The following is a 16,578-nucleotide window of genomic DNA, read 5'->3' on the forward strand; positions in this document are numbered from 1 at the left end:
CTATGTATACACTCAATCTCGATATCGCCCAGTTCCTCAAGGAACACTGGCAACAAAAACCTGTAGTCATCAAGGGTGCCTTCCCTGACTTTGAAGATCCGATCAGCGCAGATGAGCTTGCAGGCCTTGCCTGTGAAGAAGAAATCACCTCGCGCATTGTGGTCACTCAAAAAGACAACTGGGAAGTGATCCAAGGCCCGTTCGAGGATTACGATAATTACGGTGAAACCCACTGGCAATTACTGGTGCAAGCCGTAAACCATTGGTATCCGGACTCTCAGCCATTAGTGGAAGCGTTTCGTTTTCTGCCCGACTGGCGATTCGATGATTTGATGGTGTCATTCGCAACGCCAAGTGGCGGTGTCGGTCCACACGTTGATAACTACGATGTGTTTATCATCCAAGGTGAAGGCGAGCGTCGTTGGACTGTGGGTGCTAATACGCCGCAACAACGCCGTGGCGGTAACCCGAACTCGCCACTGGTGGAAGACTTCGAGCCTATCATCGACGTGGTATTAGAAAAAGGCGATATGCTGTATATTCCGCCAGGATTCCCACACTGCGGCGAAACCTTAACGCTAGCATTGAGCTATTCAATTGGTTACCGCGCGCCGAGCCAACAAGAACTCGCCAGTGAAGTTGCCGATTACCTGCTCGACAATAACTTAGGTCAGCAGCGTTTTACCTCTGCAACTGAGCCTGCGAATCCTGGCGTGATCAGTCAAGATCATCAACTCGGGATCATGTCACTGTTAAGTCAGCTCGCCCAAGATCCAACAAGCTACCAAGTAGTGCTGGGTAAACTGTTGAGTCAAAACCGTTTTGAACTGGATATTTGTGAGGGTGAAGAAGCCTATAACGCCGACGATCTGCAGGATGCCTTCGAGCAAGGCGCTGGCGTTAATCGCATCGGCGGCTTAAAAGTGCTGCGTTTAGAGAACGACACTCAATCTCGCTTATTCATCAATGGCGAAATTTATGAGCTACCCAATACACCAGAAGCCGTGTTAACTCAATTAAGCGACCATGTTAGCTTTGATAGCGACAGCGCCATGGCACTGTGTGAATATGCCGAAGTGCAAGCGCTACTGCTCCAGCTTATCAATCAAGGCTTATATTATTTAAGTGATGATGAAGCTTAAGCCTTAGCGCACTACTGCGTTAGGTCGACAGATTAGCGTCACCTAAAACAATAAAGGCACTCTACTGAGTGCCTTTAATTTTTTACCATTACACAAGATTAAGCATTGGTATTCCAAAGCTTTTCGTCATTGTGCATCCGATACAGGCTCTCAGCACGTGAGACTAATAATTGCGCAAATTTTGCCTGCGTCGCATCGCGTTGAACCGCGCCTGAACGGATTAAATTTTCGGCCTGCATCTGCCACATCATAGAGAAATGACGAATCGCATCACGCGCCGTTTTCGCGACTTTGACATCGACGAAATCCGACGGTAAATCGCCAGACATCACCCAATAGGTTTTGGCCGAAGGACGCTTAGATTCCATTTTCCAAATCGCTAAATAAGGCGCCAGATAACGGCTCTCGTCGGCTAACACTTTACTTGGGATCACCCCTTTTTCCGCTAAAAAACGGTTCGCCTTTTGGAATTGAGTTCTGACCCACTCTTGGCGCATTTTCTCCATTTCTTCTGGAGAGATTGTTGGTTGAGCCTGGTCGACAGCTTGTTCAGTCATACTTCCGTCCTATCTTATTGTTATTACGCGGCTTTCATTCTTGGGACAGCACGCGAATCGTTCTAATGTCTGAGATTATCCCAGTAAAAACTGGTTTCACACTAAAAACCTTACGTTTACGTAAAGTGGAAAGCTAGATTGCCACAAATAATCTATTTATTCGGTCATTATGCATGGTTGAGAGTATCGCTAAATGCTATGGTTCTGCAATAAATATAACGAGCTGTCGATGGGAAGTGATTCCATCGACGTTTTATTGTGTATAGCGGAGAACTTCACGTGGCTGTATTTAATCATGTATCCTTTGATGAGCATGAACAGGTCGTATTCTGTCATGATAAAGAGAGTGGCTTAAAAGCCATCGTTGCCATCCATAACACCAATTTAGGTCCTGCTGTGGGTGGTTGCCGGATGTGGAACTACCAATCCGACGATGAAGCCCTGACAGACGTATTACGCCTCTCCCGCGGTATGACGTACAAAAACGCCCTTGCTGGTTTAACCATGGGCGGTGGTAAGTCAGTGATTATTGCCGATCCTAAGCGCCCTGATCGCGAAGCCCTCTTCCGTGCGTTTGGCCGTTTTATCAATAGCCTAGGTGGACGTTACTATTCAGCCGAAGACGTAGGTACCACAACAGCGGATATCATGATCGCTCATCAAGAAACCCCATACATGGCGGGTCTTGAAGGCAAGAGCGGCGATCCATCGCCCTTTACAGCATTAGGCACCTATTTAGGCATCAAAGCTGCCGTTAAACACAAACTGGGTTTAGACAGCTTAAAAGGCCTTAAGATTGCCGTTCAAGGTGTGGGCCATGTAGGTTACTACCTGTGTAAACACCTGCATGAAGAAGGTGCTGAGCTTATCGTCACCGATATTCACCAAGCTTCACTCGACAAAGTGGCTACCGACTTTGGTGCTATCGTCGTTGCCCCACAGGATATCTATGCCCAAGACGTTGATGTCTATGCGCCATGTGCATTAGGTGCCACCCTAAACGATGTCACTCTGCCACAGCTTAAAGCTAAGATTGTTGCCGGTTGTGCCAACAACCAATTAGCCGAAGTCCGCCATGGCGAGCAGCTAAAAGAAATGGGCATTCTGTATGCTCCAGACTATGTGATTAACGCTGGCGGTATCATCAACGTCTCATTTGAAAAAGACTATGACGCGGCAAAATCAGAAGCTAAGGTCAGAGAAATCTACAACACTCTGCTGAAGATTTTCACTAAAGCCGATGCTGAAAACCGTACTACTGCTGCGGTTGCTGACGAAATGGCCCGTGCCATTTATCAAGCAGCAAAAGCATAATCATGCTGTAGGCGGACAACAGCGCGTTGTCCGCCTCTACCACTTCCCTCACTTCGCTTATCCAGCTAAAAAATAAATTCCTCTCAATACCAATCAGATACCAAAACGCCACGTAAAATTCACTTTTCTGTAGTGGAAAAGCCTATGTGCCTCTGCTTGAATTAATCACTCGTCTGTCAGTGAAGGGATTGCATATGGTCAGTTTTAAGTACGAGTTAAATCAGGACTCGGTTGAGCTACAGGCCAGTGATTGGTTTGGAATTGAACGGGTGTTCGTGAATGGGCAAATGGTGTCGCGCAAGTTTAACTTTGGCCCTAACAGTATACATAAAGTGCAGCTCAATGATGGCCATCAATGCAGTTTCAAGTTGTTTATCGACCCTCAAACCGATGAGTTGACTTGCCGAATTTATAAACACAATCAACTTATTACCAGTTTAAAACAAGGCAAAAATAATTTGCTGCAATGCCAGCGACTGTTGCAACAGGGATTATTGCTCGGCTCAAGTCTAGTGCTACTCATGCTCCTCCTGCCATTGTAATTGCCAAATAAAAACCGCCACTAGCGTGGCTAGTCGCGGTTTTACTGGCTCACAAAAGCGTGTTACTTCAACATATACACCCGCATCATGGTTTGTTTCGCTTCGCTACTACCATCACTCATCTGCACACGTAAGTGAACAAAATTACCAGCTGTGGAATCGTTCGGGATTGTGGCAACCCACTCACCGTTAACCCATTTCACTTCTGCGGTTTTCCAAGCGCTTTCGGCAAACTTTGCCGATACAGGGCAATAAATCGAGACAGAAATCGCCGCAAGCGAGCATTCCTGACCATAACCGTATTGCAGCGTGACATCGGATAAATCCACCTGCGCCGCACCATCCATCACCGCAGAGAGTTTCACATCGACAGGTACGCCTGCAGCCAAGGTATTATCTATCGCCACTGGAATGTCGAGCTTAGGAGTGAGCACCGCTTGGCGGCCCTGTTTACTCGAGTCTGTGCTGAATTGATAAATCCCTTGATAGAAGGAGCCGAGATTGTCCTTCACCGGTGAGCTATTGCCCACACCACGGGCGTAGGAGCGTACTTCTAACTCCACTTGCGCATTGGTATCGGGGAGCGTAAACACCCCACTGTCTAAGTAAGTGCTCTGGCCATTCACTTTGAGTCCGTAGAGCGACTGTGAATTATACCCGCCCGTGCCATCATGCCCTGCAGCATCGCCAAACCGCACTATGCTTAAGTCGATAGTGTTAGTATCACGATTGGCAATGGCGCCACCATTGGTGAGCAAACTCCCCGCCTTGGGGCCTTTTAGCCAAGAGGTGGTCTCAACCGTGCCTTCGGTCATCATTCTTGGACCATCAAAATAGCCGCCGTCCGTCGATAACTGAATACCGGGCATCACAATGTTAGTCCACATGTTTTTGCTGGTTGCCGTGTAGTACTCGTCGCGCACCACAGGCGTCATCACCATTTGTGAGCTACCGGTTGAGTAAAACTCTCCGGTGCTGTTGGTCATCGCCATCATATCGGTCCAAATGGGGCGCTGATCATTTTGCGAATGATAGCTGGCACGAATGCGCTGCATTTTTTGCTCTTGCAACACCACTTGCCCACCATTGATACGCCCGTCGGTGATATGGTTAATGGAGTAGGCATAAGGCGTTCGCTCCGCAGCCGTACCTGACCAACTGACGATATTGTTACCCGCTTCAATCTGAGCTAACAGGGCTTCACCCTGCTCCGAACTGATCCCAACAGCGGGGATACGTGGCGTGCCAGAAATCGTCCCCTTATAACGACCATGTTGACCAGGACGATAGAAGATAACCCCAATCGCCCCGTTTTTAAGGGCATTCGCCACCATGTAAGATGTCAGATAATTAGGGTTGCCAATCAACGCAATACGGCCCGTTAAGTCAAACTGAGTCCAGTCGGTGCTGTAACCCGCGTCGCCAACGGGCACGACTTCTGCACTGCCTTTACCATCAAAGGATAAGGCTAAGCCCTGCTTGTTATAATCGAGCACTTCGCCATTTTGCATGGTGAGCACGGTTTCGGGAGCAAAGGCGCGGGTGGTGACAAACGAGCGGAACCTATCATCATGTCCCTGCGACCAAGTGTAGATGTCTTTCACATAATCAGGCGCTAACTCCATCGCGGCTAATTTCGCCACTTTGTTATCATCCAGCGCATAGGTAAAGCCAAACGCATAGCCTTGGGGTGCCAAAGGTTTGCTCGCCTTGAACTCGAGTTTTTCGGCATTGCGGGCGTCGAACTCAATCAGGGTATCTTGGCTCACTTTACGATCCAGCACCGCCATTTGGGTGGCCGACTCCACTAACCCAGAGGTTGTTGAGTCATTATCGTAGGTCATGATGTTAGCAACGATAGTGTAATTGCCCTCAGGAACAGAGAGGCTTGCCTGACCATTTCTGAGCGTAACGGCTTGTCCCCAATCATCTTCTTCGTTCATCAAGTAGACTTTCGAGGGAGAAGAAGCGGCTTTGCCACGCATATCGGTGACACTGAAGCTCAAATTGACTTGCGGCGGTTGGATCCAAAATGAAATCGGCACTGTGACGCGCTCATTCGATTTGCCTGTAGTGGTGCCTTCAATACGCCCAGTGATAGTGCCATAGGCGCCACTGCGCAGTGCCACACTCGAGTCAATCCACACTGGGATTTCAGCACTTCCATTGGCTGGCACGTTAATGCTGTTGACGCTAAGCCCCGCTAGGGTTGCTGGCATGCGCGTCTTACCGTCCTCACCTATCAAGCTCATTTTCAGCTTAAGGCTGATATCCTTGTCGGATAAATTGCGTAGACTAATGGTTTTTTCTGTCACGCCAATATCCTGATCATAGGCAAAGGAGCCGAGCTCCATATTCGGCGGCGCGATAATGCTTTGTCCTACAGCGCGATTAACATCCATAGGACCTGCGCCTTGTTCTAGCACATGGGCATCGGTCGGAACCACAGAGGAAGTCAGCACTTCTTTCACTTGGCGGGGTGTCAGTTCGGGTCTAGCTTGCATCACAATGGCCGCGCCGCCAGACACATGGGGCGCCGACATGGATGTTCCCGACAGGGCGCGATAAGCCGTCGCCCCAAATCCTCCCGAGGCCGCAGAGACGACATCCACACCTTGGGATGCGATATCGGGTTTCGCAGAATGGCCATCAGGTGAAGGGCCACGGGATGAGAAAGATGCGGTGTGATTATCGCGGTCAACGGCTCCCACGGTTAACGCACTCGGGGCACATCCTGGGATCCCCACGGTCTCACGGGTAAAACTATTGCCCGCAGAAACCACGAACAACGCCTTATCACTCAAAGCTTCAACCATGTCGACAAGTGGTCCTGTACAACTGGTGCCACTGCCGCCTAATGACATACTAACCACATCGGCGCCTTGAGCCACGGCCCATTGCATGCCACTCAAGATCCCACTTGTCGAGCCTGAACCTGAGTTTGTCAGTACCTTGCCCACCAGCAATTTGGCACCAGGCGCCATACCCGCCCAGCGACCATTAGATTCCACACCCGTCCCCGCGATAGTGGCTGCAGTGTGTGTACCATGGCCGTTAAGATCATCGACGCCATTGCTGGAATAAGTAAAGTCTTTGCTCTGCACAACTTGGCCCGCCAAGTCGCCATGCTGCACATCGTAGCCAGTATCAAGCACGGCCACGGTGACACCTTGGCCATTAAATGCCTTGGCTAAATTGCCATACGCACCGGTTAATGGCACGGTTGGGGTCAGGTTTGACAGCGCATTTATCCCGCTAGTCGTATCCTTATGGGCATGCACAACCGCATCTTCCATACCGACTTCACCGCATCATCGGTACTTAAGGTTTCCCATACTTTGGCGGCTTGTTGTTTGCTGATCCCAAAAGCAGCGCTGTCGATAAGTTCAATCTCATCGGTTAAGGTAGCCCCTTCAATGGGATTAGGTACAGCAGAACCAGCTAGGGTGCCATCACGGTATTCGATAATAACCGGCAATTTATCGGTGGAGGCATCATCATAACCCGCCGCATGGAGCTTAGAGATGTTAAACAGCTCGATGTCGACAGTATGGGACTCTACCCATTTTTGCGCCTTTGGAGTGATAAGATATTGACCATTCTGATTTTGGAAGAGGCTGGTTATCACCTCTGCACCGTTTTCGCCGAGCAGGCGAATCCCGCCGAGTGAGCCATCGGCCCGCGCAACGGCCGTGACCACCTCGCCGGTGATCAAGGTAAATTGTATGGTGCCAGATTGCGCTTCCATCAGCGCCACATTATCTTCAGCCAAGGTTGAATAACTGAGGGTAAAACCCATTGCCATCAGGCAAGTCGCTGCAATACGACTGCGCTTAAAAAGTTGTTTCATTTCATATTCCCTGAAAAATCACCTTATGATTGCTCAAATAAATTTAAGCAACGTTTGTTATCTTGGAATGCTTGCTTCCAACACAACAAGATGACGTTCCATGAAACATTCTTGCAACAATCCTCGGGTAGCAATTTGTACTGCCAAGCTAAAATAGCAATGCCCAGAGTATGGCTTGTGGCCATTACGCTGGGGAAAGATAGAGTGTGAAAATTGTAGGAAAGACGAAATGCAGCTTAAACGCAATGTCGAATGCTTGAAGCTTGAAATCACAAGGCTGTGATTGAAGGTAAACGATTTATCTTATTGAGTAAGCGCATAAACTGCTGGCGCTCCTCTTCAGTCAGATTGGACAGGTATTTTTCATTGACTCGCTCAGCCTCACGGATCAAATCCTGCTCCAGCGCCTTAGCCTCATCGGTGAGGAAAATCTGGAATGCACGGCGGTTATCGAGCTCTTGGTGACGGGTGATCAATCCCTGAACCTGCAACTGATCGAGCAAACGGGTCATGGTATAGTTGGCCACATCGCAACGCTTAGACAGCTCGGTCTGAGAGATCCCCTCCTCCTGCCAAAGCGCAAACAACACTGGCCACAACTTAATGTCGAGCTGATAGCGTTTCAGCTGTATATCGAGCTCATTTTGCAGCTCAATATTCAAGTGGGAAACAAGATAGCCTAAGCTTTCATAGCGGTTCAAACAGCACCTCCGAAAACACCATTTAGCCCCAACAACACTGACCCAAACCCGAGAAGGATCGGCCGAGGTCAGTTTTAATACTATCACTTAACCTGTAATAAACTAGTCAGCTTGCCCAAGTAATTGCAATCAAAATCTTTACGCATCCGCCTCTTCGTCGTCGGGTAAATTGAATTCATTCACAAAATTATAGTAACAAGCACGGCTCAATTTTCCCCATAGGCCGCGCTCTAGCGGCAGATAAATCCCAAAGTCGGTGAGCTTTAGATGATTGAGTGTCGCCAGAGAATGCTCGGTACCAATACTGCTGCGCAGCGTTAAACCCGATGCGGTCTCATCCTTCACATAATCGACAATCAACAGTGGCGCATCATCCACCTCGACTCGCACCTTCTCAACTGGCGTGATCAGAAAATGTTCGCCATCGATGCCATGTAAAATACTGGCAAATAACTTAGCAAACTTAGTCGGTAATGGGCTGTCCTGATATATCCAGTCACCGGAGAGTTGGATACGAAATAACGCGACTTCACTACACAGCGCCGTTGGCTGTGTGACGACATCCGGCGCTGGCTTGCTGGTGAATTCCTGTAGCGTGTCGATAACATTGTCCGTGTGTTTTTCCATAGCGTCCCCTCAATAAAAAAACCAGCCTGACGACTGGTTTAGTGTGGCATTGCCGTAGGGATTATCCAATCCCTAATACAAAATTGCGTTACGCCTTAACGAGCTCAAATAAAGCCTCTAATGGATGCTTTGGCTTGTAACCAGCGAAACGTTTCACTTGGCTGCGACAAGAGTAGCCCGAGACTAGCACCTGCGACGCGTCTATCTTGCTTAAAGTGTCTTTCCACGACATATCAAACAAGGCCTTAGAACGTTCAAGATTCTCAGCCTCATGGCCGTAAGTACCCGCCATGCCGCAACAGCCCAGATTCACCGCGGTTAATTTAGCGCCAAAGTGAGTGAAGATTTTGCTCCACTCATTGGCGGTATTAGGCTTAGCCGTGGACTCAGTACAATGGCTAAACCAGGTAAATTGTTTATCTTGCATGGCCTTAGTCGGAATATCCTGCAGAATGCTAAGCAGCCATTCGTTAGCCAGTTTCACCTCAAACGCGCCGCGATTCGCCCCTAAGATTTCTTTATATTCATCGCGATAACAGAGCACTAAGGCGGGATCGATTCCCACCATAGGCATGCCTAACTTATGCACTTGGTTTAAGAAATCCGCGCTCGACTGCGCCGTTTTGGCAAATTTATCCAAGAACCCCTTAATATGGGTCGGTTTACCATTGGGTTTAAAGGGTAATAGAACAGGCTTTAATCCCAACGTTTCAATCAATTGGATAAAGCGATATACCAAGCCAGCATCGTAGAAACTGTTAAACGGATCTTGCACCACTAACACAAATTTTGCGCGCTCATCGGCGGGGATGGCCTGCAATGCCGCTAGATCATAACCACGGCTCGCATGACCATCGAGTCGTTGTTTTAATGTCGGCACCGACAGCGCCGGCGCATCCACATAGCCGATGGCTTTTTTGATCACCCATTGGCTGAGCGGGTTCTGCGAGGCGAAATTGGTCAGCCTTGGCGCCGCCGCCATAATGGGCAGACTGTCTTCGATGCCCGCCACCAGATAATCTTTAGCCGGACGCAGATAACGTTGATAGTAAATATTAAAGAACTGCGCCCTAAATTTAGGCACATCCACTTTCACCGGACATTGGCTCGAGCAAGCTTTACAGGCCAAACATCCCTTCAGCGATTCCATCACTTCGTGGGAATAATCGTAATCGCGCTTCGCATTGATGGTATTTTGCATGCGCTGCAAAATACCTAAGGGTTTAGCTCTGGCCAGCGCATTGACATCGACGCCTTCGGATTCGAGTAAACGCAGCCACTCACGCATCAAGCCCGCGCGACCTTTAGGCGACTGAACTCTGTCCCCCGTCACTTTAAATGACGGACACATAGGTGAGAAACTGCTGTAGTTAAAGCACAGGCCATTACCGTTACAGCTCATCACATCGGGATAGGCATCGCGCACTTCGACCGGAATTTGCCGGTCAAACTTGCCGCGCTTGGTACTGTCCACATCAAAACACAGGCCACCCGCTTGCTTGGGCGCCACTAATTTGCCTGGGTTGAGTCGATTATCAGGGTCAAATAGGCCTTTAATGTCTTGCAGCACACCATAAAGCTCGTCACCAAATACCGATGGACCATATTCGCCGCGCACGCCCTTTCCGTGCTCGCCCCACATCAGACCGCCATATTTGAGTGTCAGTGCCGCGACTTGATCGGAAATCACCCTCAGCAGTTTTTCATCTTCCACATCGCACATATCCAGCGCGGGCCTAACGTGTAACACGCCCGCATCCACATGACCAAACATGCCGTATTGCAAATTGTGACTATCGAGTAGTGCGCGAAACTCCATAATATAATCGGCAAGCATTTCGGGCGGCACTGCCGTATCTTCGGCAAACGCAATGGGTTTACGACGTCCCTTGGTAGCACCGAGCAGGCCCACGGCTTTTTTACGCATGCCGTAGATTTTCTCAATGCTGGCCTTATCTTGAGTGACTTGATAACCAACCACACCACACTCACCACGGCTGATTTGCTCGGTCAGCACGGCTTCGAGTGCTGCAAGCTTTTCGCTCACCTCACCGGCATCACCTGCAAACTCAACCATATTGAGGCCATCGATCACTTTGCCCGGCACTTCTTGAATAAGGTCTGAAACCGAATGCCAAACAATGTCCTCACGGGCAAGGTTAAGCACTTTTGAGTCCACGGTTTCGACCACAGTGGCACGCGCCGCCACTAAGGATGGCGCATGGCGCAATGCAGACTGAAAGGAGTCGTACTTAATGTTCACCATCGCCCGCTCACTCGGCAGTGGCGTAATGTTGAGTTTCGCTTCGGTTATCACCGCCAACGTGCCTTCAGAGCCCGTTAAAATGCGCGAGAGATCGAACTGGGTTAAACCGTTGTTCCAGACATTCTTTAAGTCATATCCGGTTAAAAAACGATTGAGCTTAGGAAATTGTTGTTCGATCAGCGCACGCTTCTCGCGGCACACTTCGGCAATCGCCGAAATCAGTTTTTGCCCGAGCGGATTATCGCTCACGTTATCGGGGTTACATAACAGACCCGCATCGAGGGGACGAGTGTCGAATACGCTGCCATCAATCAATACGCTGCGCAGCGCCAGCACGTGATCAGAGGTTTTACCGTAAACTAAGGATCCCGCTCCAGAGGCATCGGTATTAATCATGCCGCCGATAGTGGCACGGTTAGAGGTTGAGAGGTCGGGACTGAAAAAATAACCGTGGGGACGTAGCGCATCGTTTAGCGCATCTTTGACCACACCCGCCTCGACGCGTACCCAGCCCTGCTCGGGGTTCACTTCTAATACGCGATTCATGTAGCGAGACACATCGAGGATCAAGCCATGGGTCAGCGATTGGCCGTTGGTGCCCGTACCGCCGCCTCTAGCACTAAAAGTCACACCCGCATATTCTGCTTTTGCAGCCAGCGACAAGGCAATCTGAATATCTTTTTGATGCTTGGGATAAAGCACCGCCTGCGGCAAAAATTGGTACACGGAGTTATCCGTGGCCTGCACGAGGCGCGCGCTGTAGCGCTTATCGATATCACCGGCGTAGCCACTTTGCGCTAAGGCATCAAGATAGGCCAAATAGACTGGTTCTAACGTTTGTTGGTGTGATAACAGAGGTAACATGAGCGGCTTCAGTCAATTATTGTTATGCGGCCCATTATAAACAAAAAAAAGCCGCTAAAAAGCGGCTTTTTTAACACCTTTATAAAATTACAATCTAGATCAAGCGTGCGCTTCGGCTAAATACAACCAAGTATCAATCACGGTATCTGGGTTTAACGATACAGTATCGATGCCTTGCTCAACTAACCAAGCGGCGAAATCAGCGTGATCTGAAGGTCCTTGACCACAGATACCGATGTAAGCGCCCTTAGCCTTAGCCGCTTTAATGGCCATAGACAGTAGGATCTTAACGGCTTCGTTACGCTCATCGAACAGGTGGCTGATGATGCCTGAGTCACGGTCAAGACCGAGTGATAGCTGAGTTAAGTCGTTTGAGCCGATAGAGAAACCATCGAAGTGCTCAAGGAATTGGTCCGCTAACAGCGCGTTTGAAGGTACTTCACACATCATGATGACGCGCAGACCATCTTTACCACGCTCTAAGCCCTGCTCTTTCAGCAGTTCAATCACTTGCTCGGCTTCTTTCACGGTACGGACGAATGGGATCATCACTTCAACGTTTTTCAGACCCATTTCGTTACGCACACGCTTAATCGCTTCACATTCTAACGCGAAACAATCGCGGAATGATTCAGAGATATAACGGCTCGCACCACGGAAGCCCAACATTGGGTTTTCTTCCTCTGGCTCGTAACGGTCACCACCGACTAAGTTAGCGTATTCGTTAGACTTGAAGTCTGACATACGCACGATCACTTTCTTCGGATAGAAAGCTGAACCGATTGAGGCGATACCTTCGACTAAGCGGGCAATGTAGAACTCAACTGGAGAGTCGTAACCTGCGATCATCTCGTTGATTTCTTCTTGCAGCGCAGCGTCTTGTTGGTTGAACTCAAGCAGCGCTTTCGGGTGAATACCGATCATGCGGTTGATGATGAATTCTAAACGCGCTAGACCCACACCTTCGTTTGGTAAACGAGCGAAGTCAAAGGCGCGATCTGGGTTACCCACGTTCATCATGATTTTCATCGGTAATGGAGGCAGTGCGTCAACGCGGTTAGACACCACTTCGAACTCTTGCTTACCTTCGTAGATGTATCCAGTGTCACCTTCGGCGCAAGAAACAGTCACTAACTGACCATTTTTGATACGGTCGGTCACATCGCCACAACCTACTACCGCAGGTACACCTAATTCACGGGCAATAATCGCCGCGTGACAGGTACGGCCGCCACGGTTAGTCACGATGGCGCTGGCGCGCTTCATGATAGGTTCCCAATCTGGGTCAGTCATGTCGGTCACTAACACATCGCCAGGTTGGATTTGATCCATGTCAGCGATTGAAGTTAATACCTTAGCCACACCAGAACCGACTTTATGACCGATAGCACGACCTTCAGAGATCACCGCGCCACGGCTCTTTAAGTGGTAACGTTCAATTAATTGTACGTCTTCACGGCTACGAACCGTTTCTGGACGCGCTTGAACGATATAGAGTTTGCCATCGTTACCGTCTTTTGCCCACTCGATGTCCATTGGACGACCGTAGTGTTTTTCGATAACCATAGCTTGTTTAGCCAATTCCATCACTTCGGCGTCGTTGATAGAGAATTGACGACGTTTTTCAGCAGCAACGTCTTCAATTTTCACTTGTTTGCCGTGAGAAGCATCATCGGAATAAACCATCTGGATGAGCTTGCTACCGATATTACGGCGAACAACGGCTTTATGGCCTTGAGTAAGGATGGGTTTGTGAACATAGAATTCGTCAGGGTTTACCGCACCTTGAACAACCATTTCACCCAGACCGAAAGATGAAGTGATAAACACCACATCGTTGTTGCCTGATTCAGTGTCCATGGTGAACATCACACCTGATGCCGCTTTGTCTGAACGAACCATGCGTTGTACGCCGGCAGACAGGGCAACGCCGTGGTGCTCATAACCTTGGTGAACACGGTATGAAATTGCACGGTCGTTAAAGAGTGACGCGAACACGTGCTTAATCGCCACGAGTACAGAGTCAAATCCTTTCACGTTTAAGAAGGTTTCTTGCTGACCAGCAAAAGAAGCATCAGGCATGTCTTCTGCGGTAGCAGAAGAACGCACCGCGAATGATGCATCGCTCGTTTCAGCGGCAAGTTTGTCGTAAGCTTCACGAATCGCTTGCTCTAGAGCTGGTTGGAACGGGGTATCGATAACCCATTGTCTGATCTGTGCACCTACTTGTGCCAGTGCATTGACATCATCTACATCCAATGTTGCTAGGATGTCATAAATTTTCTGGTTTACTCCACTTTGTTCAAGGAACTCATTGAACGCATAAGAAGTAGTCGCAAATCCGCCAGGTACTTGAACACCGGCATTAGCTAGATTGCTGATCATCTCGCCAAGAGAAGCATTTTTACCGCCAACCAAGTTGACGTCACCCATGCCTAATTCCTGATACCAGAGTACGTATTGCTGCACAGTTCTATCTCCGCAAGTTTATTTCAGTGGCCCCTTCACACGAGGGCAGCGGCATTTTACACTCCCGCCGAAGCAGCGTAAATCTATAATTTTATTTGTAATTTTATTACTACAAGAGGTCAGTATGGCACCAAAGGTATTTTACATCTCCGACGGGACAGCGATCACAGCTGAGGTTTTTGGGCATGCAGTACTCTCGCAATTTCCATTAGAATTTGAGTCACTTACAATTCCATTTGTTGAAACATTGGCAAAAGCTGAGAACGTTAAACGACAAATTAATGATTGTTTTATTACAACAGGTGAAAGGCCGTTAGTGTTCCATTCGATCGTAAAACCTGAAATTCGGGACATTATTTATTCGAGTGAAGGGCTCGATTACGATTTTTTAAATACCTTCGTTGCACCACTTGAACAACATTTAGGCGTTAGCGCCTCTCCGGTGTTACATCGCACCCACGGAAAAGCCAATCACGGCTACGAAGCCCGTATCGATGCCATCAATTTTGCGATGGACAATGACGATGGCCAAACCATGAAACATATGGATCAGGCCGATTTAATCCTGCTTGGCGTGTCTCGCTGCGGTAAAACCCCGTCCAGCCTCTATTTATCGATGCAGTTTGGTATTAAAGCGGCCAACTATCCGTTCACCGAAGACGATATGGATAACCTCAAATTGCCCGAAGCATTAAAACGCAATAAGAAGAAGTTGTTCGGCTTAACCATCGATCCTGTGCGTTTACATGAAATCCGCCAAAGCCGCATGGAAAACAGCCGCTACTCGTCCTTAAAGCAGTGTCGTTTAGAGGTCAAAGAAGTCGAGATGATGTTCAAACGTGAACGTATTCCTTATATCGACACCACCAACCACTCTGTCGAAGAAATCGCCACTAAGATTTTGGACGTGACAGGCTTAGAACGTCATATGTTCTAATCTTGATGATTTCGAACGAGGCAATCGAGTCTCTCGATTTAGGCTAAATAGGTCTAACTTAAATCAAATTCATTGCACAGTTGCCGACAATTAACACAATTGGCACTGTGCAATGCTGTTCGATTCGTTATAATCCGAGGCAATCTGGCGAAAAGCGCCGCACGCAAGCTCGGTATTTTGAATGACCATTAAAACAGACGAATTACGCACTTCCTTATTAGCTAAAGTCATCTCACCTGCACAACTGGCATCTGAGTACCCGTTAACCCAAGATGCAGCCGATTATCTCGTACAACAACGTCGTGAAGTCGAAGCCATTATTATGGGCGAAGATCAACGCCTATTAGTGATCATTGGCCCCTGCTCTATCCATGATACTCAAGCCGCCCTCGACTACGCTCGCCGTTTAGCGGTATTGCATCAAGAGTTAAAGGACGATCTCTGCATTTTAATGCGTGTGTATTTTGAAAAACCACGCACTATCGTCGGTTGGAAGGGGTTAATCTCCGATCCTGATTTAGATGGCAGCTTCGAGCCAAATAAGGGATTACGTATTGCCCGCGAATTATTGCAGCAAATTACTGAGCTGAAGTTACCGATTGCCACCGAATTTTTAGACATGGTGAATGGTCAATATATTGCCGACTTAATCACCTGGGGCGCTATCGGTGCTCGCACCACCGAAAGCCAAGTTCACCGCGAAATGGCCTCGGCACTCTCCTGCCCCGTTGGCTTTAAAAACGGTACCGATGGCAATATTAATATCGCCGTCGATGCGGTGCGCGCAGCAAAAGTGCCACATATCTTCTATTCACCGGATAAAGACGGCGCCATGTCAGTCTATCGCACCCATGGTAACCCTTACGGCCACATTATTTTACGTGGCGGTAAAAAGCCGAATTACTTTGAACAAGATATTGAAGAAGCAAGATTAAAACTTGAGTCTGTGAATGTGACGCCGCGTATGGTGGTCGATTTTAGCCACGGCAACAGTGAAAAGAACCACCTAAAGCAGCTAGTTGTTGCCGACAATATCATGGCGCAAATGCGCACGGGCAGCACGGCCATTGCTGGGGTGATGGCCGAAAGTTTCTTACAGGAAGGCAATCAAAAAGTGGTTGAGGGTCAACCTCTGTGTTACGGCCAAAGCATCACAGATGCTTGCCTGCATTGGGATGACTCGGAGAAATTACTGCGCGATCTGGCTAAGGCCTCTCGCGATAGACGTGAGTTTCTCGGTAAATAAGTCGATTACCCACGGCAAAAGGCTTCCACTGGAAGCCTTTTTTCTTTTCGTTTTACCTTAACA

Annotated in this window: 12 protein-coding genes; 5 read left to right on the forward strand and 7 right to left on the reverse strand. The window is 48.7% G+C overall.

Annotated elements, in window-relative coordinates:
- Positions 1-2 precede the first annotated feature (2 nt).
- Positions 3-1,142, forward strand: a complete 1,140-nt coding sequence (locus tag ACUZ8J_RS12000) for a ribosomal protein uL16 3-hydroxylase (RefSeq protein ID WP_446693940.1) — start codon at positions 3-5, stop codon at positions 1,140-1,142.
- 98 nt (positions 1,143-1,240) lie between these two features.
- On the opposite strand, the gene ACUZ8J_RS12005 is transcribed toward ACUZ8J_RS12000, so the two are convergent.
- Complete coding sequence (locus tag ACUZ8J_RS12005) at positions 1,241-1,699, reverse strand: DUF4826 family protein (protein WP_023265484.1); 459 nt, start codon at positions 1,697-1,699, stop codon at positions 1,241-1,243.
- Positions 1,700-1,978: 279 nt separating this feature from the next.
- Here ACUZ8J_RS12005 and ACUZ8J_RS12010 point away from each other — a divergent pair, with 279 nt between their 5' ends.
- Positions 1,979-3,013: a Glu/Leu/Phe/Val dehydrogenase dimerization domain-containing protein gene (locus tag ACUZ8J_RS12010; RefSeq protein ID WP_011716761.1), complete on the forward strand. Its 1,035-nt coding sequence runs from the start codon at positions 1,979-1,981 to the stop codon at positions 3,011-3,013.
- 194 nt (positions 3,014-3,207) lie between these two features.
- A complete protein-coding gene (locus tag ACUZ8J_RS12015) occupies positions 3,208-3,555 on the forward strand; it encodes a hypothetical protein (protein WP_011622377.1) in 348 nt (115 codons plus the stop codon).
- Positions 3,556-3,617: 62 nt separating this feature from the next.
- Here the strand turns inward: ACUZ8J_RS12015 and ACUZ8J_RS12020 are convergent, their stop codons facing one another.
- From ACUZ8J_RS12020 to ppsA, 6 genes are all read right to left on the reverse strand, one after another.
- Positions 3,618-6,851 (reverse strand): S8 family serine peptidase, encoded by a 3,234-nt coding sequence (locus tag ACUZ8J_RS12020; RefSeq protein WP_446693941.1) that lies wholly within the window; start codon positions 6,849-6,851, stop codon positions 3,618-3,620.
- A complete protein-coding gene (locus tag ACUZ8J_RS12025; RefSeq protein WP_446693942.1) occupies positions 6,803-7,405 on the reverse strand; it encodes a hypothetical protein in 603 nt (200 codons plus the stop codon). The genes ACUZ8J_RS12020 and ACUZ8J_RS12025 overlap by 49 nt, the downstream gene beginning before the upstream one ends.
- A 269-nt stretch (positions 7,406-7,674) precedes the next feature.
- Positions 7,675-8,106, reverse strand: a complete 432-nt coding sequence (locus ACUZ8J_RS12030) for a MarR family winged helix-turn-helix transcriptional regulator (RefSeq protein WP_086903580.1) — start codon at positions 8,104-8,106, stop codon at positions 7,675-7,677.
- A gap of 138 nt (positions 8,107-8,244) precedes the next feature.
- The gene (locus ACUZ8J_RS12035; RefSeq protein WP_089067991.1) at positions 8,245-8,733 is read right to left on the reverse strand and encodes a DUF1285 domain-containing protein; all 489 of its coding nucleotides are present in this window, start codon (positions 8,731-8,733) and stop codon (positions 8,245-8,247) included.
- Between the two features lie 88 nt (positions 8,734-8,821).
- Entirely contained in the window at positions 8,822-11,863 is a 3,042-nt protein-coding gene (ydiJ, locus tag ACUZ8J_RS12040) for a D-2-hydroxyglutarate dehydrogenase YdiJ (RefSeq protein WP_446693943.1), read from the reverse strand.
- 99 nt (positions 11,864-11,962) lie between these two features.
- Positions 11,963-14,332, reverse strand: a complete 2,370-nt coding sequence (gene ppsA, locus ACUZ8J_RS12045; RefSeq protein WP_446693944.1) for a phosphoenolpyruvate synthase — start codon at positions 14,330-14,332, stop codon at positions 11,963-11,965.
- Positions 14,333-14,456: 124 nt separating this feature from the next.
- Here ppsA and ppsR point away from each other — a divergent pair, with 124 nt between their 5' ends.
- Positions 14,457-15,269, forward strand: coding sequence for a posphoenolpyruvate synthetase regulatory kinase/phosphorylase PpsR (gene ppsR / locus ACUZ8J_RS12050; protein ID WP_011622371.1), 813 nt, complete (start codon positions 14,457-14,459; stop codon positions 15,267-15,269).
- 181 nt (positions 15,270-15,450) lie between these two features.
- On the forward strand, positions 15,451-16,515 hold the full coding sequence (locus tag ACUZ8J_RS12055; protein WP_126513002.1) for a 3-deoxy-7-phosphoheptulonate synthase: 1,065 nt from the start codon (positions 15,451-15,453) through the stop codon (positions 16,513-16,515).
- Positions 16,516-16,578 lie beyond the last annotated feature (63 nt).

Source organism: Shewanella sp. Koi 1, from assembly GCF_052907445.1.

What these genes read in the sequence shown, in the direction of transcription:
- ACUZ8J_RS12020 (WP_446693941.1), bottom strand. Translation starts at nt 6,851, where the DNA reads ATGGAAGATGCGGTTGTGCATGCCCATAAGGATACGACTAGCGGGATA.
- ydiJ (WP_446693943.1), bottom strand. Translation starts at nt 11,863, where the DNA reads ATGTTACCTCTGTTATCACACCAACAAACGTTAGAACCAGTCTATTTG.
- ppsR (WP_011622371.1), top strand. Translation starts at nt 14,457, where the DNA reads ATGGCACCAAAGGTATTTTACATCTCCGACGGGACAGCGATCACAGCT.
- ACUZ8J_RS12015 (WP_011622377.1), top strand. Translation starts at nt 3,208, where the DNA reads ATGGTCAGTTTTAAGTACGAGTTAAATCAGGACTCGGTTGAGCTACAG.
- ACUZ8J_RS12005 (WP_023265484.1), bottom strand. Translation starts at nt 1,699, where the DNA reads ATGACTGAACAAGCTGTCGACCAGGCTCAACCAACAATCTCTCCAGAA.
- ACUZ8J_RS12035 (WP_089067991.1), bottom strand. Translation starts at nt 8,733, where the DNA reads ATGGAAAAACACACGGACAATGTTATCGACACGCTACAGGAATTCACC.
- ACUZ8J_RS12025 (WP_446693942.1), bottom strand. Translation starts at nt 7,405, where the DNA reads ATGAAACAACTTTTTAAGCGCAGTCGTATTGCAGCGACTTGCCTGATG.
- ACUZ8J_RS12055 (WP_126513002.1), top strand. Translation starts at nt 15,451, where the DNA reads ATGACCATTAAAACAGACGAATTACGCACTTCCTTATTAGCTAAAGTC.
- ACUZ8J_RS12000 (WP_446693940.1), top strand. Translation starts at nt 3, where the DNA reads ATGTATACACTCAATCTCGATATCGCCCAGTTCCTCAAGGAACACTGG.